This is a genomic window from Pseudomonas sp. BF-RE-22 (assembly GCF_019956155.1).
Classification (GTDB): Bacteria; Pseudomonadota; Gammaproteobacteria; order Pseudomonadales; family Pseudomonadaceae; genus Aquipseudomonas; species Aquipseudomonas migulae.
The window spans coordinates 24,275-48,932 of sequence record NZ_JAHBDD010000027.1; the positions used below are offsets into that span (position 1 = coordinate 24,275).

General features: G+C 60.1%; 20 protein-coding genes. 9 read left to right on the top strand and 11 right to left on the bottom strand.

What is annotated here, in order from left to right:
- Nucleotides 1-26: 26 nt before the first annotated feature.
- Nucleotides 27-575 carry a glutathione peroxidase gene (locus KGA82_RS15525; RefSeq protein ID WP_411736630.1) on the top strand — a complete coding sequence of 183 codons (549 nt, stop codon included), beginning with the start codon at nucleotides 27-29 and terminating at the stop codon, nucleotides 573-575.
- Nucleotides 576-665: 90 nt separating this feature from the next.
- Here KGA82_RS15525 and KGA82_RS15530 read toward each other — a convergent pair whose 3' ends face one another.
- From KGA82_RS15530 to KGA82_RS15540, 3 genes are all read right to left on the bottom strand, one after another.
- Nucleotides 666-1,946, bottom strand: a complete 1,281-nt coding sequence (locus KGA82_RS15530; protein WP_223451116.1) for an OmpP1/FadL family transporter — start codon at nucleotides 1,944-1,946, stop codon at nucleotides 666-668.
- 146 nt (nucleotides 1,947-2,092) lie between these two features.
- The gene (locus KGA82_RS15535) at nucleotides 2,093-2,575 is read right to left on the bottom strand and encodes a hypothetical protein (RefSeq protein ID WP_223451118.1); all 483 of its coding nucleotides are present in this window, start codon (nucleotides 2,573-2,575) and stop codon (nucleotides 2,093-2,095) included.
- Nucleotides 2,576-3,867: 1,292 nt separating this feature from the next.
- The gene (locus KGA82_RS15540) at nucleotides 3,868-4,092 is read right to left on the bottom strand and encodes a hypothetical protein (protein WP_008031832.1); all 225 of its coding nucleotides are present in this window, start codon (nucleotides 4,090-4,092) and stop codon (nucleotides 3,868-3,870) included.
- Nucleotides 4,093-5,089: 997 nt separating this feature from the next.
- On the opposite strand from KGA82_RS15540, the gene KGA82_RS15545 reads away from it, so the two are divergent.
- Both KGA82_RS15545 and rmuC read left to right on the top strand, forming a co-directional pair.
- Nucleotides 5,090-5,413: a sel1 repeat family protein gene (locus tag KGA82_RS15545; RefSeq protein WP_192416977.1), complete on the top strand. Its 324-nt coding sequence runs from the start codon at nucleotides 5,090-5,092 to the stop codon at nucleotides 5,411-5,413.
- Between the two features lie 175 nt (nucleotides 5,414-5,588).
- Complete coding sequence (gene rmuC / locus KGA82_RS15550) at nucleotides 5,589-6,953, top strand: DNA recombination protein RmuC (protein WP_207285394.1); 1,365 nt, start codon at nucleotides 5,589-5,591, stop codon at nucleotides 6,951-6,953.
- Between the two features lie 128 nt (nucleotides 6,954-7,081).
- Here rmuC and KGA82_RS15555 read toward each other — a convergent pair whose 3' ends face one another.
- Both KGA82_RS15555 and KGA82_RS15560 read right to left on the bottom strand, forming a co-directional pair.
- The gene (locus KGA82_RS15555) at nucleotides 7,082-10,552 is read right to left on the bottom strand and encodes a hybrid sensor histidine kinase/response regulator (protein ID WP_008031826.1); all 3,471 of its coding nucleotides are present in this window, start codon (nucleotides 10,550-10,552) and stop codon (nucleotides 7,082-7,084) included.
- Between the two features lie 248 nt (nucleotides 10,553-10,800).
- Nucleotides 10,801-11,340: a TetR/AcrR family transcriptional regulator gene (locus KGA82_RS15560; RefSeq protein WP_008031824.1), complete on the bottom strand. Its 540-nt coding sequence runs from the start codon at nucleotides 11,338-11,340 to the stop codon at nucleotides 10,801-10,803.
- Between the two features lie 91 nt (nucleotides 11,341-11,431).
- Between KGA82_RS15560 and KGA82_RS15565 the strand changes: the two genes are divergently transcribed.
- A complete protein-coding gene (locus tag KGA82_RS15565; RefSeq protein ID WP_223451120.1) occupies nucleotides 11,432-12,628 on the top strand; it encodes an MFS transporter in 1,197 nt (398 codons plus the stop codon).
- Between the two features lie 45 nt (nucleotides 12,629-12,673).
- Here KGA82_RS15565 and KGA82_RS15570 read toward each other — a convergent pair whose 3' ends face one another.
- Nucleotides 12,674-13,423, bottom strand: coding sequence for an SDR family NAD(P)-dependent oxidoreductase (locus tag KGA82_RS15570; RefSeq protein WP_008043718.1), 750 nt, complete (start codon nucleotides 13,421-13,423; stop codon nucleotides 12,674-12,676).
- A 160-nt stretch (nucleotides 13,424-13,583) separates the two neighbouring features.
- Between KGA82_RS15570 and KGA82_RS15575 the strand changes: the two genes are divergently transcribed.
- The 4 genes from KGA82_RS15575 (at nucleotide 13,584) to KGA82_RS15590 (ending at nucleotide 18,043) form a co-directional block, all read left to right on the top strand.
- Nucleotides 13,584-14,483: a LysR family transcriptional regulator gene (locus KGA82_RS15575; RefSeq protein ID WP_008043713.1), complete on the top strand. Its 900-nt coding sequence runs from the start codon at nucleotides 13,584-13,586 to the stop codon at nucleotides 14,481-14,483.
- A gap of 33 nt (nucleotides 14,484-14,516) precedes the next feature.
- Complete coding sequence (locus tag KGA82_RS15580) at nucleotides 14,517-14,828, top strand: cupin (protein WP_192226140.1); 312 nt, start codon at nucleotides 14,517-14,519, stop codon at nucleotides 14,826-14,828.
- Between the two features lie 105 nt (nucleotides 14,829-14,933).
- Entirely contained in the window at nucleotides 14,934-16,082 is a 1,149-nt protein-coding gene (locus tag KGA82_RS15585) for a TDT family transporter (RefSeq protein WP_223451122.1), read from the top strand.
- 86 nt (nucleotides 16,083-16,168) lie between these two features.
- Nucleotides 16,169-18,043 carry an MFS transporter gene (locus KGA82_RS15590; RefSeq protein WP_223451124.1) on the top strand — a complete coding sequence of 625 codons (1,875 nt, stop codon included), beginning with the start codon at nucleotides 16,169-16,171 and terminating at the stop codon, nucleotides 18,041-18,043.
- 48 nt (nucleotides 18,044-18,091) lie between these two features.
- Here KGA82_RS15590 and KGA82_RS15595 read toward each other — a convergent pair whose 3' ends face one another.
- From KGA82_RS15595 to KGA82_RS15615, 5 genes are all read right to left on the bottom strand, one after another.
- Nucleotides 18,092-19,018 (bottom strand): GGDEF domain-containing protein, encoded by a 927-nt coding sequence (locus KGA82_RS15595; RefSeq protein WP_008031811.1) that lies wholly within the window; start codon nucleotides 19,016-19,018, stop codon nucleotides 18,092-18,094.
- A 377-nt stretch (nucleotides 19,019-19,395) separates the two neighbouring features.
- Nucleotides 19,396-20,136: a YciK family oxidoreductase gene (locus KGA82_RS15600; RefSeq protein WP_008031809.1), complete on the bottom strand. Its 741-nt coding sequence runs from the start codon at nucleotides 20,134-20,136 to the stop codon at nucleotides 19,396-19,398.
- A 177-nt stretch (nucleotides 20,137-20,313) separates the two neighbouring features.
- Nucleotides 20,314-20,985, bottom strand: a complete 672-nt coding sequence (mupP, locus tag KGA82_RS15605; RefSeq protein WP_008031808.1) for an N-acetylmuramic acid 6-phosphate phosphatase MupP — start codon at nucleotides 20,983-20,985, stop codon at nucleotides 20,314-20,316.
- Nucleotides 20,986-20,989: 4 nt separating this feature from the next.
- A complete protein-coding gene (gene ubiG, locus KGA82_RS15610; protein ID WP_008031806.1) occupies nucleotides 20,990-21,688 on the bottom strand; it encodes a bifunctional 2-polyprenyl-6-hydroxyphenol methylase/3-demethylubiquinol 3-O-methyltransferase UbiG in 699 nt (232 codons plus the stop codon).
- Between the two features lie 56 nt (nucleotides 21,689-21,744).
- On the bottom strand, nucleotides 21,745-23,079 hold the full coding sequence (locus tag KGA82_RS15615; RefSeq protein WP_223451126.1) for a TRZ/ATZ family hydrolase: 1,335 nt from the start codon (nucleotides 23,077-23,079) through the stop codon (nucleotides 21,745-21,747).
- Nucleotides 23,080-23,187: 108 nt separating this feature from the next.
- Here KGA82_RS15615 and mtnA point away from each other — a divergent pair, with 108 nt between their 5' ends.
- Nucleotides 23,188-24,264 carry an S-methyl-5-thioribose-1-phosphate isomerase gene (gene mtnA, locus KGA82_RS15620; RefSeq protein ID WP_008031801.1) on the top strand — a complete coding sequence of 359 codons (1,077 nt, stop codon included), beginning with the start codon at nucleotides 23,188-23,190 and terminating at the stop codon, nucleotides 24,262-24,264.
- Nucleotides 24,265-24,658: the final 394 nt, after the last annotated feature.

Genomic DNA, 24,658 nt, shown 5'->3' on the forward strand with positions numbered 1-24,658 from the left:
CTTTTCAAGGATGCATGGACATGCTGATGCGCTGGCTTGCCGTTCCCGCGTTACTCATGGCGTTTACCGGATTGGCTCAAGCGGCCGACGAGTGCCCTGAGCTTTTGCAAGGCTCGTTGCCCAAGCTGCGGGCCAAGGAAACGATCGACCTGTGCCAGCGCTTCGCCGGCAAACCGCTGGTGGTGGTCAACACTGCGAGCTTTTGCGGTTTCGCCCCGCAGTTCAAAAGCCTGGAGGCGCTGAATCAGCGTTACAAGGGGCAGGGGCTGGAGGTGATCGGTGTGCCTTCCAATGACTTCAAGCAGGAATCCAAGGATGGTGCGGAAACTGCCAAGGTTTGCTACGTGAATTACGGCGTGACCTTTACCATGACCGAGACGCAGAAGGTTCGCGGTGATGATGCGATTCATCTGTTTCAGGTGCTTGCCGCCCAAAGCGATGCGCCGAAGTGGAATTTCTACAAGTATGTGGTCGATCGCAAAGGCAAGGTGATCGCCAACTTCTCCAGCCTCACCACGCCTGACGATCCCGAATTCATCGCCGCCGTGGAAAAAGCCCTGGCTTCACAACCCTGATCGACGCCCACTAAAAAGCCCCGCCTCTGTAAAGAGCGCGGGGCTTTTTTGATTCAGGCGGCGAGGGGTTCAGGCTCGCCGTGAATCACATCAGAAGCGGTAGGTCGCACCAATGCCGAAACCGTTCGCCCAGTTTTCATACTTGGCGTTGTAGGTCTGGTTGCGAGGAGCACCGTTGCTGTTGTTGACCTTGACCGACTCTTCGCGCAGGTACGAATACGCTACGTCGATGGTCAGGTCGTCGGTCGGGCTCCAGCCAGCGCCCAGGCTGAAGATCTTGCGATCGCCAGTCGGAATGCGCGGGGAACGGTTTTCGTTGTTGGTCGGCGCCTGGTCGACGGACAGACCGGTACGCAGCACCCATTGCTTGTTCAACTGATAGGAGGCACCGATGGCGTGAGCCCAGGTGTCGTGCCAGTTCTGCTCTTCAGTGATCGTGCGAAGGCCGCGTGCGGCCAGAGCGGCAGGAACGCCTTCGTTCTCGACGGTGATTTCTTTCAGGCGGCTCCAGCGAGTCCAGGTGCTGCCTGCGTAGAGGGTCCACTTGTCGTCCAGCTGATGAGTGACCGAGAAGTCCACGGACTCAGGCGTGGTGATGTCCAGCGAAGCGTCGAACTTCTGGTTCGGGTTCTGGCCCAGCGCCGCGAGCAAGCCGTAGTCGACCTTGGTGTCACCGTCGAGCTTGTACTTCACTTTCGAGTGATAGGTCAGGCCGAGGCGAGTGCTTTCGAGGGCTTGAACCATGATGCCGATGTTGTAGCCGATAGCGGTGTCGTCACCCTTGATCTTGACGGTACCGTCCGCTGCCTGCGGGTTCAGCGACAGGTTCGATTCCAGCTTGCCGTCGATGCGGTTGATGGTCGGACCGAAACCGATCGACACCTTGTCGTTGAAGGCGTAGCTGACGGTTGGCTGCAGGGTGACGATTTTGACTTCGCTCTTGCTGCCGAAGTACTTGCCGGCGAAGCCGTTCTCGTAGTCGGTCACCAGGCCGAATGGCGCGTAGACGCCGAAACCGACAGCCCACTGGTCATCGATTGGCTTTACGTAGTAGCCCATGGGTACGCCCATGAAAGGGACCATGTCACCTTTGTTGGTACCACTATTCGGGCGGGAGCTTGCATCGCTGATGTCAGCGTGCGCGTCGATAAATGCAACACCACCGGTCACTTGTTCGCGCTTGAGGCGAGACATACCGGCAGGGTTGCCAAAAACGGTGGATGCGTCGTCGGCAGCAGAAGATCGCCCGGCAAAACCAGTGCCCATCCCACTGATGCTTTGTTCGTTGAGGGCAAAACCACTTGCGAAGATTTGGGTGGATGCCAAGGCAACGGCGAGGCTAAGGGTGGTTTTGAGCATTACTTTTTTCATTATTAGAACTCCTGGTGATCACCGGGGCGAAAATTACCAACATTTTCGTCCCAGCGCTATAGGCTGTATTGCTTGATTTAGAGCGGTTTTGTAGGACAATCCGACCAAAATCGCGACCTGTTGGGCGATCTTGTTAAGCGAGGGGTTCAGCAGGCGACTTGATTCAACGGTGATACACAGGTTTGCCAGGCGTAGGTGAAATCTCTCAGGCGTCCTTGGGGTTGGAAGGTCTGGCGCCAGATTCGGGCCATTCCCAGCAAGTCGTCTGCTTCGGGGAGGGGGGTGTTCTGTTCTTCGACCAGCAGCCAGGCGATGGCTGTGGCGTAACGCAGGTTTACGGTCAATTCGAGGTGCGGGCCGCTGAGGAACGCATGCTGGCTGGCCAGTCCGCGCACCAGGCTCGCGCGTTCCGGATCAAGTGCCAGGTAATGGTCCCAGAGTGCCTGGTGGCGGGGTTCGGCGATTCGGTACAAGCCGTGTCCACGGCGGTCATGCAGGGCGGAACCAAGGGCTGACTGACTGGCGGCGATGCCCAGCAGCAGGGATTCGGCGGTCGCGCTATGGCGTCCCAGGTAGACCAGTGTCGGACGGATCACATAACGGCACAGTTCGCTGGCAGCGATACCCATAAAACCCTCGAACAAGAAGTGGTCGGCGAGTCCTGAACTTAGCGTTGGCAGCGGGTGGATCGACTCAGGCTCGCCGTAAGCGGTTCAAGCCGCTTGAGTTGAAGTGTAGTGTCATATTCGCGCTGTAAAGGTCTGTTTTTAAAATATTTCCGGCAGACAGTTATAACCGTTATATCGGTTAGTGCTTACGCGGCGGCTGTGAAAAGGGAAATATCGGGCAATAAAAAGACCCGCTTTTTAGGGGGGGCGGGTGTTCTTTTGTTTGGGTGCATATCCATTCTTGGGGTAACGGCTGCTATTGGTTTCGCCCTTACGGCGAGTCACTTTGGAAAAGCCCCAAAGTAACCAAAGGGCTCTTGCCCCTTTCGTTCGGTGCCTCGCTAGTGCTCGACATGCCCTCGCTCCGGTCCTGCTCCGTGGGCCCGCCGCGATCGGCCATCCCTGGCCGTGCGCGGCTAACCCGGCATCCATGCCGGGTTGCCCACTGCGCAGAACCTCCACTCGGCCTCTCGAGGGGGCGACTACCGCCACAGCCGCCGAGGCGGCCTGAAAGCCGACCTGGCTCTTTGGTGCACGCGTTCTCCTTCACTGCTGCGTTCACTCATTCCGGGTATGTACACCGATCCCCTGTAGGAGCCGGCTTGCTGGCGATGGCGTCCTTTCAGGCGATAAATATGTCGACTGATCCATCGCTATCGCCAGCAAGCCGGCTCCTACAGTTGATCGTATTTATCCAAACACATCTGCATTTCCCTTGTAGGAGCTGGCTTGCCGGCGATGGACGCCAACGATAACGCGGGCTGTCTGAATGAACGCGTTGTCCGGACGCTTTTCGCCGGCAAGCCGGCTCCTACAGGGAATCCCATACGCTTTTGCTTTTCACCACTCATCAGGCCGAGCGTTAGCTCGCCTTCCGCTTTTGATCTGAGCGCCCCCTCGAGAGGCCGAGTGGAGGTTCTGCGCAGTGGGCAACCCGGCATGGATGCCGGGTTAGCCGCCCCCGGCCATGGATGGCCGATGGCGGCGGGCCCACGGAGCAGGACCGGAGCGAGGGCATGCCGAGCCTAGGCGAGGCACCGAACGAAAGGGGCAAGAGCCCTTTGGTTACTTTGGGGCTTTTCCAAAGTGACTCGCTGTAAGAGCGAAACCAATAGTCGCCGTTACCGAAGAATCGGATATGTACACCTAGCCCAGTCCCAAACGCCCAGAAACGGCCGCACACGAAACAACAGGCAATAAAAAGCCCCGCTTTTCAAGGCGAGGCTTTTGAGGTTTTCAGCGTTTCTGGCGTCTCAGGCAACCAGTGCCTGACGGGTACGCTCGATCACGGCCTGCAGCGGCTCGGCGCTGGAGTATTGATCGGGGTACAGGCGTTCGCTGTGACGAGCGATGCCGTGTTCGTTGACCAGAGTGAAACTGAAGCAGCCTTTGCGAGCGGCCATGATCAGGCAGTTCATTGGTGCAAAAGCGTTGGTTAGGGTGCGAATGGCATCCTGGGTGTGGATTTGAGTAGTCATTAATGGGTGTTCCTACAAGCGACACGGATAAGAACCGTGCAAAATTAAAACGTTCCAGTGACGACGACCACCATTGGTCGAACGAAGAACCCGACTGGAACAAAGCAGCCAGTTTGAAGCGCTGATTAAGTTGGCGCGCTTGGGCTGGCAGGTAGGTACTTAGGAGGGCAGGCAACACATCAAGGGCAAAGGTTCTGGGCCCGGGGTGAAGATCCTGATCAATTTGCAGGCTGGTTCGGTCAGAGTAAGTGAGCTTCGCAACACCCTTTGCTTTCGATTCAAAGGCTGTGTTGGCGCAAGGTTTACCTGGAAACCATCGAGGTGGTCGATCCCGCTTGTTCGGTTGAGGCTTCCTTTGGGAAGGCTGACCGGGAGGATTTGTTCGACCAGAATTGACTTTCAGCTTGGTACTAACGCCGCGGATACTAACGGATTGAATTGCAGAAAGGAAGTGTGTTAGTCAAAAACATCTCGCGGATGCCGCCATTCGTGTGCGGACTGGCGCTTACCCACAGCCAGAGAGCGCCGGTTTCGCCCCGTAATGGCACAGATTCCGACCATCGGTCGTCGACGTTCGTCGGTTCGAAACCGGTCTGGATCATGGGTTCGCCAGGGTTTATCCCCAAGCCAGGTGAGAAAATGCGCCGAAAAAGCGCATGGATATAACTGCCTCGAAGGTACTTGTGCACATAAGTTGCGCGGACTGTCACCCCACTGTCATCTGCCCTTCAAACGTAGTGGGTGCCTGTAACCAAAATTTAAGTCAATGAAAAACATCGGTTTTTTTTACTGGTGAAAAAATCGTCAGTTTGACTGCGAGCCCCATTCCACAGGGCTTTGCGAGAGTTCAAGGGCGGTTGTCCACTGAGTTATCCACAGCTTCTGTGGATTGTCCCGAGCGCTTGCTCTAGGACGGGCGTGCTGGGTTTTTTTAGGCTTTACCTGTAAGAAAAAAAGAGTAGAGTGGCGCGCCTTCCGATCTGCCCCACAGTGCTTTATGAAGTTTCGCTCAGTACCAGCTTCCGCAACCTCGACACCTACCAGCGTCACCCCACCCAAGCGCTTTTCGATGCGTGTGGCCGAATGGCTGCTGGACAGCCCGCGCCTGGGCGAAAACCACAACGTCAAACATTTCGCCGGGCGTTTGCTCAAGCAGCCGGCGCGTGAAGGCGTGGTGGCCGCGCAGAGCCGTCTCGGTCAGTTGATGTGCCGCGAATGCGGGAATGCCCGGGACCGTCGTATCGGCCAGGACCTCTTGCGTCAGGCCGCGCGAGCCGGGGATCGGCGCGCTCAACAGGAACTCGGTCTGATCGAAGACTGAGCTGTCCAAGACCTGACACCTTGGTTAACCTTCAAGCTTTATCGAACGGGCAGGATTGGCTATGGCGATGGACTTGACCAGCATATTGCTCGGTCTGGCGGGTGCTGCACTGCCGTTGCTGGCATTGGCCTGGCAACTTCAGCGCCGTGCGAGCACCTCGCAGTCAGAGGTTGCATTGCTGGAAGAGCGTCTGGCCATGGCCAACCTGGCACAGGACGGGCTGAATGCCCAGCTCGAAGCTGCTCGCGACGAAATCGCTGACCTGGGGCAGGCCAACGCCACCAAGCAGGCAGACCTCGCCGCCTTGCGCCGTGAAGTCGAACTGCTGCAGATCGAACGTGATGACGCCCGCGACGCCGCTCATGCCTGGAACATTGAGCGCGCCGGCAAAGACGTTGAGTTGCGTCGCCTGGACGCTCAAGCCGCCTCGCTGAATGCCGAGCTGCGTGAGCAACAGGAAAGCCATCAGCAGCGTCTCAGTGACCTGCAAGGCTCGAGGGACGAGCTACGTGCCCAGTTCGCCGAGCTGGCCGGCAAGATCTTCGACGAGCGCGAGCAGCGCTTCGCCGAAACCAGTCAGCAGCGTTTGGGGCAGTTGCTCGATCCGTTGAAAGAGCGCATCCAGTCGTTTGAAAAACGCGTCGAGGAAAGCTATCAGGCCGAAGCGCGCGAACGTTTTTCGCTGGCCAAGGAGCTGGAGCGTCTGCAACAGCTGAACCTGCGCCTGAGTGACGAAGCGACCAACCTGACCCGCGCCTTGAAAGGGCAGAAGACCCAGGGTAACTGGGGTGAGCTGATTCTCGAGCGGGTGCTTGAGCACGCCGGTCTGGAGAAGGGCCGCGAGTATCAGACCCAGGTCAATCTCAAGGGCCCGGATGGCGAGCGGTTCCAGCCGGACGTGATCATTTATCTGCCTGGCGACAAGCAGGTGGTGGTCGACTCCAAGGTCAGCCTGACGGCCTATCAGCAATACGTGGCGGCCGAAGACGATGCCATCGGCCAGATCGCCATCAAGCAGCACGTGCTGTCGCTGCGCAACCACGTCAAAGGTCTGGCCGGCAAGGATTACAAACGGCTCGACGGCTTGCACAGCCTGGATTTCGTCTTGCTGTTCGTGCCCATCGAAGCGGCGTTTTCCGCGGCGTTGCAGGCGGAGCCAACGCTGTTTCAGGAAGCGTTCGACCGCAACATCGTGATCGTCAGTCCGACCACGTTGCTGGCCACCCTGCGTGTCATCGACAGCCTGTGGAAGCAGGAACGGCAGAGTCAGAACGCCCGGGAAATCGCCGAGCGGGCAGGGTGGCTGTACGACAAGTTCGTGTTGTTCATTCAGGATCTGGATGAAGTCGGCAATCGCTTGCAGCAACTGGACAAGGCCTACAGCTCTGCGCGCAACAAGCTGACCGAAGGCCGTGGCAACCTGGTCAGCCGCAGCGAACAGCTCAAGTTGCTCGGCGCACGGGCCAGTAAAAGTCTGCCGGCGGACCTGTTGGAGCGGGCGATGACGGATGTCGATGGCCTGGTCGAGTTGCCCGAGTAACCTCAAAAGCATCGCCGGAACGCCGCCCGCAGCAAGCCGGCTCCTACAGTAAACCGCGTTCTCAACTGTAGGAGCCGGCTTGCTGGCGATGGCGTCGGTTCAAACACCGCAGGGCCAAATCCGTCGCATTACAACGGCAAATGCCGACTCAACAACGCCCGCAACGCCGCCGGTTTCACCGGTTTGGCCAGGTAATCCAACCCCGCTGCATGCACCTGCGCCACCGTCTCGGGATGCCCATCGGCGCTGATCACCACACCGGGCACCGGCTCGCCCAAACGGGTGCGCAGCCACGCCATCAACTCGGTCCCGGTCTCGCCGTCGTCGAGGTGATAATCCACCAGCGCCAATTGCGGACGTACGCCATCGCTGAGCAACGCCGCGCATTCGTCGCGATTGCGCGCCGTCCAGACCTGACAACCCCAGCGGGTCAGCAAACTGTTCATGCCTATAAGGATGCTGTCCTCGTTGTCGATGCACAGCACCTGTGCGCCGCTCAGGAGTTTGCCGTTAAGTTCGGTGACGTTGGCCGGCGCCGCGATTTGCGCCTGAGCCAACGGCACGCTGACGCTGAACACGCTGCCGCGCCCCGGCCAGGAACGAACTTGCAAGGTGTGGCCCAGAACGCGACACAGCCCGTCAGCAATCGCCAGGCCCAGGCCCAGGCCTTTCTCGGCACGGGTCTGGTGGCTGTCGAGGCGTTTGAACTCCTCGAAAATCACTTTCAGTTTGTCTTCCGGGATCCCCGGGCCACGGTCCCAGACCTCAAGGCACAGTTCACCCTTGTGCCGGCGAACCCCTAAAAGCACTGGCCCCTTGGCGTAGCGAAAGGCGTTGGTCAGGAAGTTCTGCAAGATCCGCCGCAACAGTTTGATGTCACTGTCGACCCGCAGCGTACTGCCGCGAACGCGGAATTTGAGCCCCTGGTCCCGGGCCAGCGCCTTGAATTCTGCGCCAAGAATATCGAACAGCTCATTGAGCACGAACGGTTTCGGCTCCGGGTTGATCTTGCCGTTTTCCAGGCGGGAAATGTCCAGCAAATCGCTGATCAGGTCTTCGGCCGAGCGCAGTGACGAATCCAGGTGATGAACCAGTTTCTGCGCTTCGCTGGACAAGCCATCGTCCTGATGGGACAGGGCTGCAGAAAACAGTCGGGCGGCGTTCAGCGGTTGCATCAGGTCGTGGCTGACCGCTGCGAGAAAGCGGGTCTTCGACTGGTTGGCCGACTCGGCGGTGCCCTTGGCTTCGGTCAGGGCCACGTTGAGTTGCGACAACTCGTGGGTACGCTCGGTGACCCGTCGCTCCAGGCCTTCGTTGGCTTCGGTCAGCGCCTGCTCGGCCTCGCGGAACGCGGTGATGTCGGTGAAACTCATGACAAAACCGCCGCCCGGCATCGGGTTGCCGATCAGCTCAATCACACGGCCATTGGGGAAAAGTCTTTCAGACGTGTGGGCACGGCCCTGACGCATCCAGTGCAATCGGCGTGCGACGTGCACTTCCGCTTCACCCGGCCCGCACAGACCACGCTCGGCGTTGTAGCGAATGATGTCGGCAATCGGCCGACCGACGCTGATCAAGCCATCCGGGTAATTGAACAGTTCCAGATAACGCCGGTTCCACGCCACCAGCCGCAGCGACTGGTCGACCACGCTGATGCCCTGGGTGATGTTCTCGATCGCGCCTTGCAGCAAGGCACGGTTGAATTGCAGCACTTCCGAGGCTTCGTCGGCGATGCGCACGACGTCCTCAAGTTGCATTTCCCGACCTTCGATGGCGGCTTTTACCACCGCCCGCGTCGAAGAAGCACCCAATACACCGGCCAGCAAACGTTCGGTATGGGCGATCCACTCGCTGTCGGCGTTCTGGTTGGGGTTGAAGCCTTTGCCCTGGCGATAGGCAAAACGGATGAAGCTCTGACGGGCGCGTTCTTCACCGACAAACCGTGCCGCGAGTTGCAGCAGATCTTCGATTTGCACCGCCAGCATTGAACGCGCGCTGGGGCGGGCACTGATTTCCTGGCCGATGAAACGCCCGGCCTGCCAGTGCTCCGAAACCCTTGTGCGTGACAGCACCGACACCCAGGCGAACAGCGTGAAGTTGGCCGCCAGCGACAACACCACGCCTTGGGTCAGCGGGGTGAGCGGCAGGTTCAGCGGATTGCTGTGCAACCACGCCAGCCCGGGGAACGTGCTCAACGACACGCCGAGGCTGTGCGCGGCAATCGGTAGAATCAGCGTGTAAAACCACAGGAACGTTCCGGCGGCGAGGCCGGCGAACACGCCACGGCGGTTGGCCTGTTTCCAGTACAGCGCGCCAAGCATGGCCGGGGCCAGTTGGGTCACGGCGGCAAAGGCGATCTGGCCGATGGTCGCCAGGCTCGCGGTCGAGCCCAGCAGTCGATAGCTGACGTACGCCAGCAGCAAAATCACCACGATGCTGACGCGGCGCACCGACAGCATCCACTGGCGGAACACTTCGAACGGCCGCTCGGCGTTGTTGCGACGTAGTAGCCACGGCAACAGCATGTCATTGGAGACCATGGTCGACAGCGCCACGCTGGCAACAATCACCATGCCGGTCGCCGCCGAAGCACCGCCGATAAAGGCCAGCATCGCCAGTGCGGGATGGGCCTGGGCCAGTGGCAGGCTGATCACAAAGGAATCCGGCAACACTGAACTTGGCAGCAGCATCTGGCCGGCCAGTGCGATCGGCACGACAAACAATGCCGCCAACGCGAGGTACGCCGGGAACACCCACTTGGCCAGGCGCAAATCCTGCGGGTCGATGTTTTCCACCACGGTCACGTGGAACTGCCGGGGCAGGCAGATGATTGCCATCATCGCCACGCCGGTCTGCACGACCATCGATGGCCAGTTGATGGTTTCCTTCCAGTAGGCTTCGAGGCGCGGCGCGAGCATGGCCTGGTCAAACAGGTCGTCGAAACCGTCGTACAGGCCGTAGGTCACGAACGCACCCACCGCGAGAAACGCGAACAGCTTGACCAGGGACTCGAACGCAATCGCCAGCACCATGCCGCGGTGGTGTTCGGTGGCGTCGAGGTTGCGCGTACCGAAGACGATGGTAAACAGCGCCAGCACCAGCGACACAATCAGCGCCGTGTCCTGGGCGCGGGTGCCCATGGCGTCGGCACCGGCACCGATCAACAGGTTCACCCCGAGCACGATGCCTTTGAGTTGCAGCGCAATGTAGGGCAGCACGCCGACCAGGCAGATCAGCGCCACGACAATCGCCAGTGACTGGGATTTGCCGTATCGGGCGGCGATGAAGTCGGCAATGGAGGTGATGTTCTCCTGCTTGCTGATCATCACCATTTTTTGCAGGACCCACGGCGCGCAGACCAGCAGCAGGATCGGCCCGAGGTAGATCGGCAGGAACGACCAGAGTTGTTCGGCGGCCTGGCCGACGGCGCCGAAGAACGTCCAACTGGTGCAATAGACCGCCAGCGACAGGCTGTACACCCAGGCGCGCACTCGCGGCGGCAGCGGCGCGCTGCGACGGTCACCGTAGAAGGCGATGGCGAACATGATGGCCATATAGGCCAGGGCGACGGCGGCGATCAGCCCGCTGGACAGCGACATGGAAACTCCAGACAAAAGACACACGGGACGACAGCCCGAACAGACAGTCTCGCACGACCGTCCGCGTTAGTCAGTGTCGACCAAGGTCGTGGAGTGGCGGGGTGTCGCAGGGTGGAGCGTCAGTCAGATTTTAGGTGCTTGTGCTGGCCTTTTCGCGGGCAAGCCACGCTCCCACAGGTTCTGTGTCGTATCCAAATCATGCGGTCAGCACAAACCTGTGGGAGCGAGGCTTGCCCGCGAAGGCGTCATCACTGGCTGAACGCAATCTCGATCAACCGATGCAACTCCTCAACCTCCAAAGGCGCCGGCGAAAACAGAATGCGAAACACCGTAGGCGCCGCCATCAGATTGATCAGCCGATCAACACCCGGTTTCGGCTGATCCGGATAACGATCCAGAATCATCTGCAACTGCCCGCCAATGATCGTCACGCACAGGCCCGGCGTCGGGCTCGATTGCACATCGCGCAGCATGTTGCGGCCAGGTTCGGAGCTCATCTCGTCCAGATACTGCTCGGCCCAGGCCTGCACATCCCCGCGCAGGCTGCCGGTGTTGGCAGGCTCGCTGTCGGGTTGCATGCGCGCCAGGGCGACATCCGCCAGCAACGCCGACAGATCGCCCCAACGCCGATAGATGGTCGACGGCGTAACCCCCGCGCGAGCCGCGATTTGCGGGACGGTCACGGTGGAGCGGTCCTGTTCTTCGAGGAGCGCACGGACTGCCGAATGAATCGACTCTTGCACCCGGGCACTGCGGCCGCCGGGGCGTAAACCTTCTTTAATAGCCATGGAACGGACCTTAACACAAAGAATTTGCTTTAAGCGCAGACGAGTAGCACACTCCACAAAAGCAAAAAGTTAGCTTTTGCGGAGTGTGCGCATGTCGAGTTCTGTTTCCAACCGTTCAACCCTGTGGTTTCTGGCGATCACTTTACTGAGTTTTCTCGCCGCTTCCACGGCGCCGACGCCGTTGTATCACTTGTATCAGGAGCAGCTGCATTTCTCGGCAGCAACCTTGACCGTGATTTTCGGCATCTACGCCATCAGTCTGCTGGTGGCGCTGCTGACGGTCGGTTCGCTCTCGGACTATCTGGGACGCAAGCCGGTCATTTTCAGCGCCGTCCTGCTGAACCTGCTGGCGATGCTGTTGTTTATCAATGCCGACAGCGTGGCGTGGTTGATCGGCGCACGAGTGCTTCAGGGGTTCGCGACCGGGATGGCCACCGCGGTATTGAGCGCCGCGCTGCTGGACACCGATCGCCGGCAGGGGCCGCTGATCAACAGTGTCGCGCCGCTGCTCGGCATGGCGGTTGGCGCCGTGGGGTGCGGCTTGCTGGCCGAGTTTGCACCGCTGCCGCTGCAGCTCACTTATTGGGTGTTGTTCGCGCTGTTTGTGATGCAGGCGCTGTATGTCTGGCGCCTGCCGGAAAGCGTCAGTTCGCAACCGGGGGCATGGGCCTCGTTGCGTCCGACCCTGCATGTGCCGACCCAGGCTCGCTCGACCTTGTGGCGAGTGTTGCCGCTGAATATCGCGACCTGGGCGCTCGGCGGTTTTTATGCCTCGCTCGGCCCTTCGTTGCTGCGCACGGCCACCGGTTCCACCTCGAACCTGATGGGGGGCGCGGCAGTCGCCGCATTGACGCTGACCGGCGCGCTGATGATCTTCACCCTGCGCAACCGGCCTGCCGCCAAAGGTCTGTTGCTGGGCGGCACGTTACTGCCCATCGGCCTCGTGTTGCTGTTGCTGGGCGTGCACAGCGCCAGCCTGCCATTGTTTTTCCTCGGCACGCTGGTGGCCGGTTGCGGATTCGGCGCCGGTTTCCTCGGCGCGGTGCGCAGCCTGGTTCCGCTGGCGCAGCCCCATGAGCGGGCCGGGTTGATGTCGGCGTATTACGTGCTCAGTTACCTGGCGTTCTGCTTGCCGTCGTTGCTGGCGGGGAATCTGACGCGCACGTTTGGCCTGGTGGCGACCACCGATGGTTATGGTGCCGTGCTGATTGTCCTGTCGGTCGGTGCGTTGCTGGCGTTGATGCGGCCGCGACCTGCCGAAGTGTGCAGCGCGAGCGGTCATCCATAAAAAAACGCGGCGCCGTTCAAGGCGCCGCGTTTTTGTGTGCAGCGATCAAATCTGTGCAAATCCGCCATCGACGAACAACTCGATCCCATTGATGAAGCTGCTGTCATCCGATGCGAGGAACACCGCGGCTTTGCCCACCTCCGATGGCGTTCCAAGACGGCCAATCGGCACTTGGCTGGCGAGGTAATCCAGCAACCCCTGCTGCTGGTCTGCTGGCGCAAGTTCAGTCAGGCCGGGCGTGTGAATCGGGCCGGGGCTGATGACATTGACGCGAATCCTGCGGGCTTTCAAATCCAGCAACCAGGAGCGGGCAAAGTTGCGCACCGCCGCTTTGCTGGCGCTGTAGACGCTGAAGTTTTCCGTGCCTTTGGTGGCGGTCGTGGACGCGGTGAGAATCACCGAACCGCCGTCCTTGAGCAGCGGCAGTGATTTCTGCACGGTGAACAGCAGGCCTTTGACGTTGACGCCGAAAATCCGGTCGAAGTGTTCCTCGGTAATCGCGCCGAGGGGCAACATGTCGCCACCGCCCGCATTGGCAAAGACGATGTCCAGAGTACCGGCCTTGGTCCTGATCACGTCGAAGATGCGGTCCAGGTCGGCAAGGTTCGCGACGTCGCCCTGAATCCCGGTGACGTTGTGACCGATGCTGCTGACCGCCGCATCCAGTTCGGCCTGGCGGCGGCCGGTGATGAACACCGTGGCGCCTTGGTCGACGAACGCTTGAGCCGATGCCAGGCCGATGCCGGTGGTGCCGCCAGTGATCAGTGCAACCTTGCCTGTGAGTGTGTTGCTCATGAGGTGAATCTCCGCTGAGTCGTTAAGGAAGTTCCTGGCACTGTCGTGCGCCGTTGAACAAACTCTATGCCGGAAGATTCATCGGAAAAATCGCCTGAATCGGGTTTGTTTGTACATGGTTGTGGACAATACTCAAGGCTTGTCCCTTGAGATGTCTGTCATGAATCAACTGTTGGCCATGCGTGTTTTCTCCCGCGTCGTGCAGGCCGGTTCGTTTACCAGGGCCGCCGACTCGCTGAACATGCCAAAAACCTCGGTCAGCAAACTGGTGGCCGAGCTTGAAGAACACCTCGGTGCGCGGCTGTTACAGCGCACCACGCGCCGGCTGACGGTGACGGCGGATGGCATGGCTTACTACGAGCGCGCCTTGCAGTTGATGGTGGAGCTGGACGATCTGGACAACAGTTTCGCCAGTGCCCAGGGCCATCCGCGCGGCAGGATTCGCGTCGATGTCGGCGGCTCGGTGGCGACGATCCTGATCATCCCCGCGTTGCCGGATTTCTATGCCCGATACCCGGACATCCAGGTCGAGTTGGGTGTCAGCGATCGGCCCGTGGACTTGATCAGCGAAAACGTCGATTGCGTGATTCGCGGCGGGCCATTGACCGAACTCTCCATGGCTGCGCGTCCCCTGGGCCTGTCGTCATGGACCACCTGCGCCACCCCAGGCTATCTCGAACGTTTTGGCACCCCGACGGACCCGCGAGACCTTGAGAAAAATCATCGCATCGTCAGTTATCACTCGGCGCGTACCGGGCGGGTAATGCCGGCGCGATTCGAGCGCAACGGTGAAAAGTTCGAGATTCGGGGGCAGGGAGCATTCAGTGTCAACGAGAGCAACGCTCATCTGGCCGCGGGGCTGGCGGGACTTGGGGTGATCCACACGTTCACATACACCGTGCAACCGCACATCGAGCGTGGCGAGCTGGTGCCGATTCTTCAGGACTGGCGCCCGCCCCGGTATCCGTTTCACGTGCTGTATCCGCCGAACCGGCACCTGAGTAACCGGGTTCGGGTATTTATCGATTGGCTGGCGCAGCTGTTCGCCGGTTTGGGTTAGCCTTGGCACGTCATTTCTTTCGACGGACCGCCCATGAAGATCATTCGCAGCCAATCCTTCACCGCTGACCGTGCCTGGGGAGCGCTGGACATCGCCAACATGAACGGCATCACCACGCGTCTGCACTGGACCGATCAACCATACAAGTGGCATGTGAATGATGGCGAGGAAGTGTTCGTTGTGCTCGATGGCCAGGTGCAAATGCGCTATCGCGAAGCAGGCCTGGAGAAAGCGGTGATGTTGGCGGTCGGCGATATCTTTTATGCCTCGGTGGGCACCGAGCATGTGGCGCATCCGCTGGGGGTGGCGAGGATATTGGTGATCGAATCGGAAGGCAGCGTTTGACGCTATATCTATAAAATAGATAACAGTTAGAGATATTACCCGTTATATAGATATTCGATTTGGACCTACCCTGAACTCCACCTCAACAGAGGACAGGAGTTCGCTATGACATGCCCCAACGCCACCCCCGTTTACAAACCTTTCAGCCACTTGCAGCACCCGCGCGAGGTCATCCGCCAGTTCACGCCTAACTGGTTCGCCGCGACCATGGGCACGGGCGTCCTGGCGCTGGCCTTGGCCCAGTTGCCTGGCGCGACCCCAGGTCTGCACGCGATCGCCGAAGCCCTTTGGCTGTTCAATATCGGTCTGTTCATCTTGTTCACGGCGCTGTACGCGGCGCGCTGGGTGCTGTTCTTCGATGAGGCCCGGCGGATTTTCGGGCACTCCACGGTCTCGATGTTTTTCGGCACGATTCCCATGGGGTTGGCGACCATCATCAATGGCTTCCTGCTGTTTGGCCTGCCACGCTGGGGCGAAGGTGTCGTCCATGTGGCCGCGCTGCTGTGGTGGCTGGACGTGGCGATGTCGCTGGCCTGCGGTGTGCTGATTCCCTACATGATGTTCACCCGCCAGGAACACAGCATCGATCAGATGACCGCCGTTTGGCTGTTGCCAGTGGTGGCGGCGGAAGTGGCGGCCGCCAGTGGCGGGTTGCTGGCGCCGCATTTGGCCGAGGCCCATGGGCAGCTGGTGGTGTTGGTGACGAGCTACGTGCTCTGGGCATTTTCCCTGCCGGTGGCGTTCAGCATTCTGACCATTCTCATGCTGCGCATGGCGCTGCACAAACTGCCTCACGAAAACATGGCCGCGTCGAGCTGGCTGGCGCTCGGCCCGATTGGCACCGGGGCGCTGGGCATGTTGCTGCTGGGTGCCGACGCGCCGGCCATCTTCGCCGCCAACGGGCTTGCCGGCCTGGGTGAAATCGCGGCGGGGCTGGGGCTGGTGGCGGGGATCACGCTGTGGGGCTTCGGTTTGTGGTGGATGCTGATTGCGCTGCTGATCACCGGGCGTTATCTGCGCGCCGGGATCCCGTTCAACCTTGGCTGGTGGGGTTTCACCTTTCCGCTGGGCGTCTATTCTCTGGCAACGTTGAAACTGGGAAGCACGTTGAACCTGGCGTTTTTCAATACCTTTGGCTGTGTGCTGGTGGCGTTGTTGGCGGTGATGTGGCTGATCGTTGCCAAACGCACGGTACAAGGCGCGTGGCGGGGTGAGTTGTTTGTCTCGCCGTGCATTGCAGGTTTAAACAAATAACCGGGTAATGTGTGGCCTGGATCGGCGTGCGGCATTCCAATCACAGTATCCACGCCACTCTCTAACAACATCAGGGCACACGGAAGATGAGTCACCCCTCACAGTTCACCTTGCTTCGCACCCGGCGCTTCCTGCCGTTTTTCGTGACCCAGTCCCTCGGGGCGTTCAACGACAACGTCTTCAAGCAATCGTTGATCCTCGCCATTCTGTACAAATTGACCATCGAGGGGGATCGCTCGATCTGGGTCAATTTGTGTGCGCTGTTGTTCATCTTGCCGTTCTTTCTGTTTTCGGCGTTGGCCGGGCAGTTTGGCGAAAAGTTCGCCAAGGATGCGCTGATCCGTCTGATCAAGCTCGGGGAAATCGCCATCATGGCGGTCGGCGCGGTGGGGTTTGTCTTCGATCACCTGTCGCTGATGCTGCTGGCGCTGTTCGCCATGGGCACGCACTCGGCGCTGTTCGGGCCGGTGAAATACTCGATCCTGCCCCAGGCCTTGCATGAAGAGGAGCTGGTGGGCGGCAACGGTCTGGTGGAAATGGGCACCTTCCTGGCCATCCTCGCCGGGACCATCGGTGCCGGGATCATGATGTCCTCCGCGCATTACGCGCCCATCGTGTCCACGGCGATCATCGGCATTGCCGTGCTCGGTTACCTGGCCAGTCGCAGCATTCCGCGGGCGGCGGCCTCATCGCCGGAAATGCGTCTGAACTGGAACATCTTCAGTCAATCCTGGGCCACCCTGAAACTGGGCCTGGGACAAACGCCGGCGGTGTCGCGCTCGATTGTCGGCAACTCGTGGTTCTGGTTTGTCGGGGCGATTTACCTGACGCAAATCCCGGCGTACGCCAAGGAATGGATGCATGGCGACGAAACCGTGGTGACGCTGATTCTCACCGTGTTTTCGGTGGGTATCGCACTTGGCTCGCTGCTCTGCGAAAGACTGTCCGGACGCAAAGTCGAGATCGGTCTGGTGCCGTTCGGCTCGTTTGGCCTGACGGTATTCGGATTGCTGCTGTGGTGGCATTCCGGTGGAATTCCCGAGAGTGTCGACGGCCATGGCTGGATCGAAATCCTCGGCTTTGGCCACACCTGGCTGGTATTGACCGACATTCTCGGTCTTGGGGTTTTCGGTGGTTTCTACATCGTGCCGCTGTACGCGCTGATTCAGTCGCGCACCCCAGAGAACGAGCGTGCGCGGGTGATTGCCGCCAACAATATTCTCAACGCGCTGTTCATGGTGGTCTCGGCGATTGTCTCGATCGTGCTGCTGAGCCTGGCCAAGCTGTCGATCCCGCACCTGTTCCTGGTGGTGTCGCTGCTGAACATCGGCGTCAACGCCTACATCTTCAAGATCGTCCCCGAGTTCAGCATGCGTTTCATGATCTGGCTGCTCAGCCATTCCATGTACCGCGTGGAGCATCGCAATCTGGAGCTGATTCCGGATGAAGGCGCGGCGTTGCTGGTGTGCAACCACGTGTCTTTCGTCGATGCGCTGCTGATTGGCGGCGCGGTGCGTCGGCCGATTCGCTTTGTGATGTATTACAAGATCTACAACCTGCCGGTGCTGAACTTTATCTTCCGCACGGCCGGGACGATTCCGATCGCGGGACGTCAGGAAGACATTCAGATTTACGAAAGGGCCTTCACGCGTATTGCTCAGTATCTGAAGGACGGTGAGCTGGTGTGCATCTTCCCTGAAGGCAAATTGACCGCCGATGGCGAGATCAACGAGTTCAAGGGCGGGTTGACGCGGATTCTCGAAGAGACGCCGGTGCCGGTGATTCCATTGGCATTGCAGGGGTTGTGGGGGAGTTTCTTCAGTCGCGATCCCGACAAGGGCCTGTTCCGTCGGCTGTGGTCGCGGGTGACTCTAGTGGCGGGGCCGGCGGTGGCGGTAGAAGCGGCGGAGCCGGCGAAGCTGCAAGGGATGGTCGGAGAGTTGCGCGGCGCTGTCCGCTGATCCCTGTCGATGCGGGCCGCTACTTTCGCGAGCCCGTGCTGGCGGGAGTCAGCCCGCCATCGCCAAGCGGTTGCGTCCTTCGCGCTTGGCCACATAAAGCGCGCTGTCGGCCCGACGCAGCAGGCTCTCGGCCGATTCGCCGGGCAACAGGGTCGAACAGCCGAGGCTGACGGTCAGCTCGATCAGGTTGCCATCAGCCGAAAAATCCTTGGCTTGCGCCGCGAGTCGCAGGCGCTCGCCGACCATGGCGGCGGCTTCCCGGCCGGTGTTGGACAGCAGAATCAAAAACTCCTCGCCACCAAAGCGGAACACCATGTCCACGTTGCGCAGCTGGCTTTTGATCGAGGCGGCGACTCCCTTGAGCACGTCATCGCCAGCGCTGTGGCCATGGGTGTCGTTGATTTGTTTGAAATGGTCGATGTCCAGCATCAACAGCGACAAGGGCTGCAGATGCCGACGCGACATGTCGATTTCCCGTTGCAGCGTCTGGTCCATGGCAATGCGGTTGCCGGTGTCCGTGAGCGGGTCGCGCAGGGCGCTTTGGGTGGCGGCGCGGTAGAGCAGGGCATTGCGCATCGGGTACAGCAATGCGGACAGCAGCGACTCAAGGTTGCCCAGTTCCTGCTCACTGAAACGCTGATTGCGACGGAACACCAGTTCACCCAGCTGCTCGCCTTCGTGGCTGAGGGTGTAACTGATCGAGTGGTGGCCGCGCTGGCCGTATTCCAGACGCAAGTCGCTGGCCTTGTGCTGGTAGCTCAAGGCGTCGAGCGGTACGAGACGCTGAATTTCACGGTAGAAGAGCCCAAGAATGCGTTGCGGCTCAAGACTGGTTTGCAGCTGCAAACTCAGTTGCTGGCGCAATTGCGCAAGGCTGACCGGCCTCTCCAGAAGAGGGGGCTGCTGACCAAAGCCCAGGCGTTGCAATTTGGCGCTATCGAAGTCAATTGCGTTGGTCTGGGAAGGTGATTTCATATGGCGTGCGCCCCTAAGCAGTAAGGCTGTCTTACAGGCTGGGTGAGAGCGGCTTTGGGCTGCGCGTCATACTGGTCCATCAGTCCCGTAGGACATTTGGCGCAAGTCTAATCTGCTTTGCTGAAGATTAGTAACCTATCGACTCGAAGGCCTGCCCGACTGCTTTCACTCACTCGGCGTGTCTGAGCAGATATAGAGCGAAAGTCATGCCATTCGGTTCATTTGAATAAAATCTGTTGAAAATCAATGTCTTGAAAGTGTTTATGGCTTTTTCTGGCCCGTTTCATGACATTTGTTTGACTAAAAACAGCTGCAGTTGCGAGGCTTTTTAAGTGCCGTGACGGTAATTCGCCACGGCACAAAAGCGACGCACGGTGTTACTGCGCGTTGAATGCCTGGCCGTTGATGCCGGTGCTGTCCGGGCCCATCAGGTAGAGGTAGACCGGCATGATCTCCTCGGGCGTCGGATTGTTCAGCGGATTTTCACCGGGATAAGCCTGGGCGCGCATGCTGGTGCGGGTGGCGCCGGGGTTGATGCTGTTGGAGCGCACCGGTGCGACGGTGTCGACTTCGTCGGCCAGGGTTTGCATCAAGCCTTCGGTGGCGAACTTGGAGACGCCATAAGCGCCCCAATACGCACGACCCTTGCGGCCGACGCTGCTGGAGGTGAACACCACCGAAGCGTCCTGCGACAGTTTGAGCAGCGGCAACAGGGTACTGGTGAGCATGAACATCGCGTTGACGTTGACTTGCATGACACGCATGAAGTTCTCGCCGGAGAGCTGTTCGATCGGCGTGCGCGGACCAATGATCGAGGCGTTGTGCAGCAAGCCGTCGAGGTGGCCGAACTCGGTTTCGATCATCGCCGCCAACTCATCGTATTGATGGGGCAGGGCGGTTTCCAGGTTGAACGGGATCACCGCCGGTTGTGGATGACCGGCGGCCTCGATTTCGTCGTAGACCTGAGTCAGGTTGGCTTCGGTCTTGCCCAGCAACAGCACGGTGGCACCGTGGGCGGCGTAGGTTTTCGCAGCGGCAGCGCCGATACCACGACCAGCACCGGTGACCAGGATGACCCGGTCCTTGAGCAATTCAGGGCGGGCGGAATAATCAAACATAAAGAAACCTCAACAAATCAGAATACGCGCGACCGTTGCGCGGTCCTGTAGGAGCCGGCTTGCCGGCGATGGCGTTTCCAGCATCGCCATCGCCAGCAAGCTGGCTCCTACAAAGGCGGTTCAGCTCGGCGATTTCATCATCGCCATCGCCAGCAAGCCGGCTCCTACAAAGGCGGTTCAGCAGCTACAGAGGGCGCTATCCAAAACCTTGCGCAACTCCAGCGGATGATCGACCACCACATCCGCACCCCAATGCCGCGGGTTATCGTCCGGGTGAATGTAGCCAAAGGTCACGGCGGCGGTCTTGGTGCCGGCGTCACGACCTGATTCGATATCGCGCAGGTCATCACCGACAAACAGCACGCTGGCCGGATCGAGGTCGAGCATCTTGCACGCGAGGATCAACGGCTCCGGGTCCGGTTTGCTGTTCTTCACGTGATCCGGGCAAATCAGCAGCGCCGAACGCTCGGCCAGCCCGAGCTGCTGCATGATCGGCTCGGCAAACCGCAGAGGCTTGTTGGTGACCACGCCCCAGATCAGGTTGGCTTTTTCGATGTCGGCCAGCAACTCGCCCATGCCGTCGAACAGCTTGCTGTGCACCGCGCAGCCCACGAGGTAGCGCTCCAGGAACTCCAGGCGCAGCTCTTCAAAGCCTGGCGATTCCGGGTCCATGCTGAACGTCACCGCGACCATCGCCTTGGCGCCGCCGGAGATCTCGTCGCGGATGTGCTTGTCGTTCATCGGCGGCAAGCCACGGTCGGCGCGCATTGCCTGACAGATCGCAATGAAGTCCGGCGCGGTGTCGAGCAGCGTGCCGTCCATGTCAAAAAGGACTGCTCTGATACGCATCGACTTATTCCTCGCGCAGGGTCTGGATCATGTAGTTGACGTCCACGTCGGCCGCCAGTTTGTAGTGCTTGGTCAGCGGGTTGTACGTCAGGCCGATGATGTCCTTGACGGTCAGGCCCGCCATGCGGCTCCAGGCACCCAGCTCGGAAGGGCGGATGAATTTCTTGAAGTCATGCGTGCCGCGCGGCAGCAGCTTCATGATGTATTCGGCGCCGACGATGGCGAACAGGTACGCCTTCGGGTTGCGGTTGATCGTGGAGAGGAACACCTGGCCGCCCGGCTTGACCATTTTGAAGCAGGCGCGGATCACCGAGGAGGGATCCGGTACGTGCTCAAGCATTTCCAGGCATGTGACCACGTCGAACTGTTCCGGCATTTCTTCAGCCAGGGCTTCGGCGGTGATCTGCCGGTATTCGACGTTCACACCCGACTCAAGCTGGTGCAGTTGAGCGACGGCCAGCGGCGCTTCGCCCATGTCGATGCCCATCACGGTCGCACCGCGTTGCGCCATGGCTTCGCTGAGGATGCCGCCGCCGCAACCGATGTCGAGAACTTTCTTGCCCGCCAGATTGACCCGTTCGTCAATCCAGTTGACCCGCAGCGGGTTGATGTCGTGCAGCGGTTTGAACTCGCTTTCGCGGTCCCACCAGCGATGGGCCAGGGCTTCGAATTTGGCGATTTCGGCGTAGTCGACGTTACTCATGGTTCATCCTCTAAAACTTGAAAAATCCTGTTGCCCCGGCGGTGGGTCCGGGGTGCTTACAATTCGGTGTGGCCGCTGATGCGCTGGCCCCAGGCCTTGGCGGTGGCGCACAGCTGTTCTTCATCCAGGCGGGTCAGGCGACGGTCGTCGAGCAATTGCTTGCCGCCCACCCACAGGTGTTTCACGCAGTCGCGACCGGTGGCATATATAAGCTGCGAAACCGGGTCGTAGACCGGCTGCTGCGCCAGGCCCGAGAGGTCGAACGCGACGATGTCCGCTGCTTTGCCGACTTCCAGCGAGCCGACGTCGGCCTCGATGCCCATGGCGCGTGCGCCGTTCAGCGTGGCCATGCGCAGCGCGCGATGAGCGTCCAGCGCGGTGGCCGAACCGGCAACGGCTTTGGCCAGCAACGCGGCGGTGCGGGTTTCGCCGAGCAGGTCGAGGTCGTTGTTGCTGGCTGCGCCGTCGGTGCCGACAGCCACATTGACGCCCGCCTGCCACAAACGTTCTACCGGGCAGAAACCGCTGGCCAGCTTCAGGTTCGACTCCGGGCAATGAATCACATTGGTGTTGCTTTCTACCAGCATCACCAGGTCTTCATCGCTGATCTGCGTCATGTGAACGGCCTGGAAGCGTGGCCCCAGCAGGCCCAGGCGTGCCAGTCGGGCCAACGGCCGCTCGCCACGCTGCTCGACGGCTTGCTGCACTTCGAAGGCGGTTTCGTGGACGTGCATGTGAATCGACGCGTCCAGTTCTTCGGCAATCACCCGGATTTTCTCCAGGGTTTCGTCGCCCAAGGTGTAGGGCGCGTGGGGGCCGAAGGTGACTTTGATGCGCTCGTGGTGCTTGAGATCGTTGAACAGTTCGACGCCCTGACGAATGGCGTCATCCGCCGTGCCGGCGCCCGGGATCGGGAAATCGAGGATCGGAATCGCGATTTGCGCGCGTATGCCGCTGTTATGCACACGTTCGCTGGCAACCTTCGGGAAGAAATACATGTCAGAGAAGCAGGTAATGCCACCTTTTATCTGTTCGGCGATGGCAATGTCGGTGCCATCGCGTACAAAAGCTTCATCGACCCATTTGGCTTCGGCAGGCCAGATGTGGTTTTCCAGCCAGGTCATCAGCGGCAGGTCATCGGCCAGGCCACGGAACAGCGTCATCGCCGCGTGCCCGTGAGCATTGATCAGGCCGGGGCTGAGCAGCATGCCCGGCAGTTCGCGGACTTCGGTTGCGTTAAGCTTCAGCGCGGCGGACCGCGGGCCGATAAACACGATGCGCCCGTCGCGGATGCCCAGGGCATGCTCTTTGAGGACAACGCCAGCGGGTTCGACGGGTACCAGCCAGGTCGGCAGCAATAACAGGTCGAGCGCAGCGGCAGTGTTCGGCATCGAGGGTCGGTTCCAGTGCTTTTGTAAAGGATGGCGAAGTATACCCGAGCGTCTTCGCGGGGGGATCGCTATAATCGGCGGCTTTTGTTCATGAGTGCGGGGTGAAGGATGCGCGATCGACTGTTGGCTGCGGAGAAGGTGAAGGCCATCGATTGGCGTGATGGCGCCCTGTACCTGCTGGATCAGCGTATTTTGCCGTTCGAGGAAACCTGGATTGCCTACACCAGCGCGGCTGGCGTGGCCGAGGCTATTCGCTCGATGGTGGTGCGTGGCGCGCCGGCGATTGGTATCAGTGCCGCCTATGCCATGGTGCTTTCAGCCCGCGCCCGAATTCTCGAGGGCGGTGACTGGCAGGCCGCGTGGGAAGAGGATTACGCGTTGCTGGCCGATTCCCGTCCAACGGCGGTGAACCTGTTCTGGGCGCTAAGTCGCATGCGTGACCGCCTTGATCGTATCAAGGGCGATGCCGACCCTCTCGCGGCGCTGGAGGCAGAAGCCATCGCCATTCATGAAAGTGATCGCGAAGCCAACCTGACCATGGCGCAACTGGGTGTGGACTTGATCCGCAAGCATCAGGGCAATGCGCAGGCGATCCTGACTCATTGCAATACCGGCGCGCTGGCCACTGGCGGTTTTGGTACGGCTTTGGGCGTCATTCGCGGGGCGTTCATTGAAGGCATGGTCGAGCGTGTTTATGCCGACGAAACCCGTCCCTGGCTGCAAGGTTCGCGACTGACGGCGTGGGAGCTGGCCAACGAAGGCATCCCCGTGACCCTCAATGCCGACTCCGCTGCGGCTCACATCATGAAGACCAAAGGCATCACCTGGGTCATCGTCGGTGCCGACCGGATCACCGCCAATGGCGACGTGGCCAACAAGATCGGCACTTATCAGCTGGCGGTCAACGCCATGCACCACGGCGTGCGCTTCATGGTGGTGGCGCCGAGTTCGACCATCGACATGAACCTGGCCAGCGGCGATGACATTCCGATTGAAGAGCGTGACGGGCGCGAGTTGCTGGAGGTCGGCGGCAAGCGGGTCGGGGCGGATGTCGATGCGTTCAATCCGGTGTTCGACGTCACCCCGGCAGATTTGATTGACGCGATCGTCACGGAAAAAGGCATCGTCGAACGCCCGGACACCGCGAAAATGGCGCAGTTGATGTGCCGCAAGCGGTTGCATTGATTGGCCGTGGCGTTCGAAAGGACGCCATCGCCAGCAGGCTGGCTCCCACAGGGTTTGTGATCGACACGGATCAAATGTGGGAGCCAGCTTGCTGGCGATTAGGGTCTGAAAGTCAATAAACATCTGTAATTCAGCCCCAAATTCTGCATTCGCAGCAGCTCTAAGCCCCTCTCGTCCCCTTCAAGCCTGCCATCAGTCAACTAACTACACTCCATGCGCATCTGGGGGATAGGTGCGTGGCGGCTCTTGTGATAACATCCGGCGTTTTCCGAGGCAGTCCCACGGGGTTGTCTTTACTGCGCAAATCCATGGCATAACTCGTTGATTTGTCGTAAGTCGGTGCATGGCACTCAGCCTGCAGCGGCGAGCTTCGTTCGTCCCATATGGATGTGAC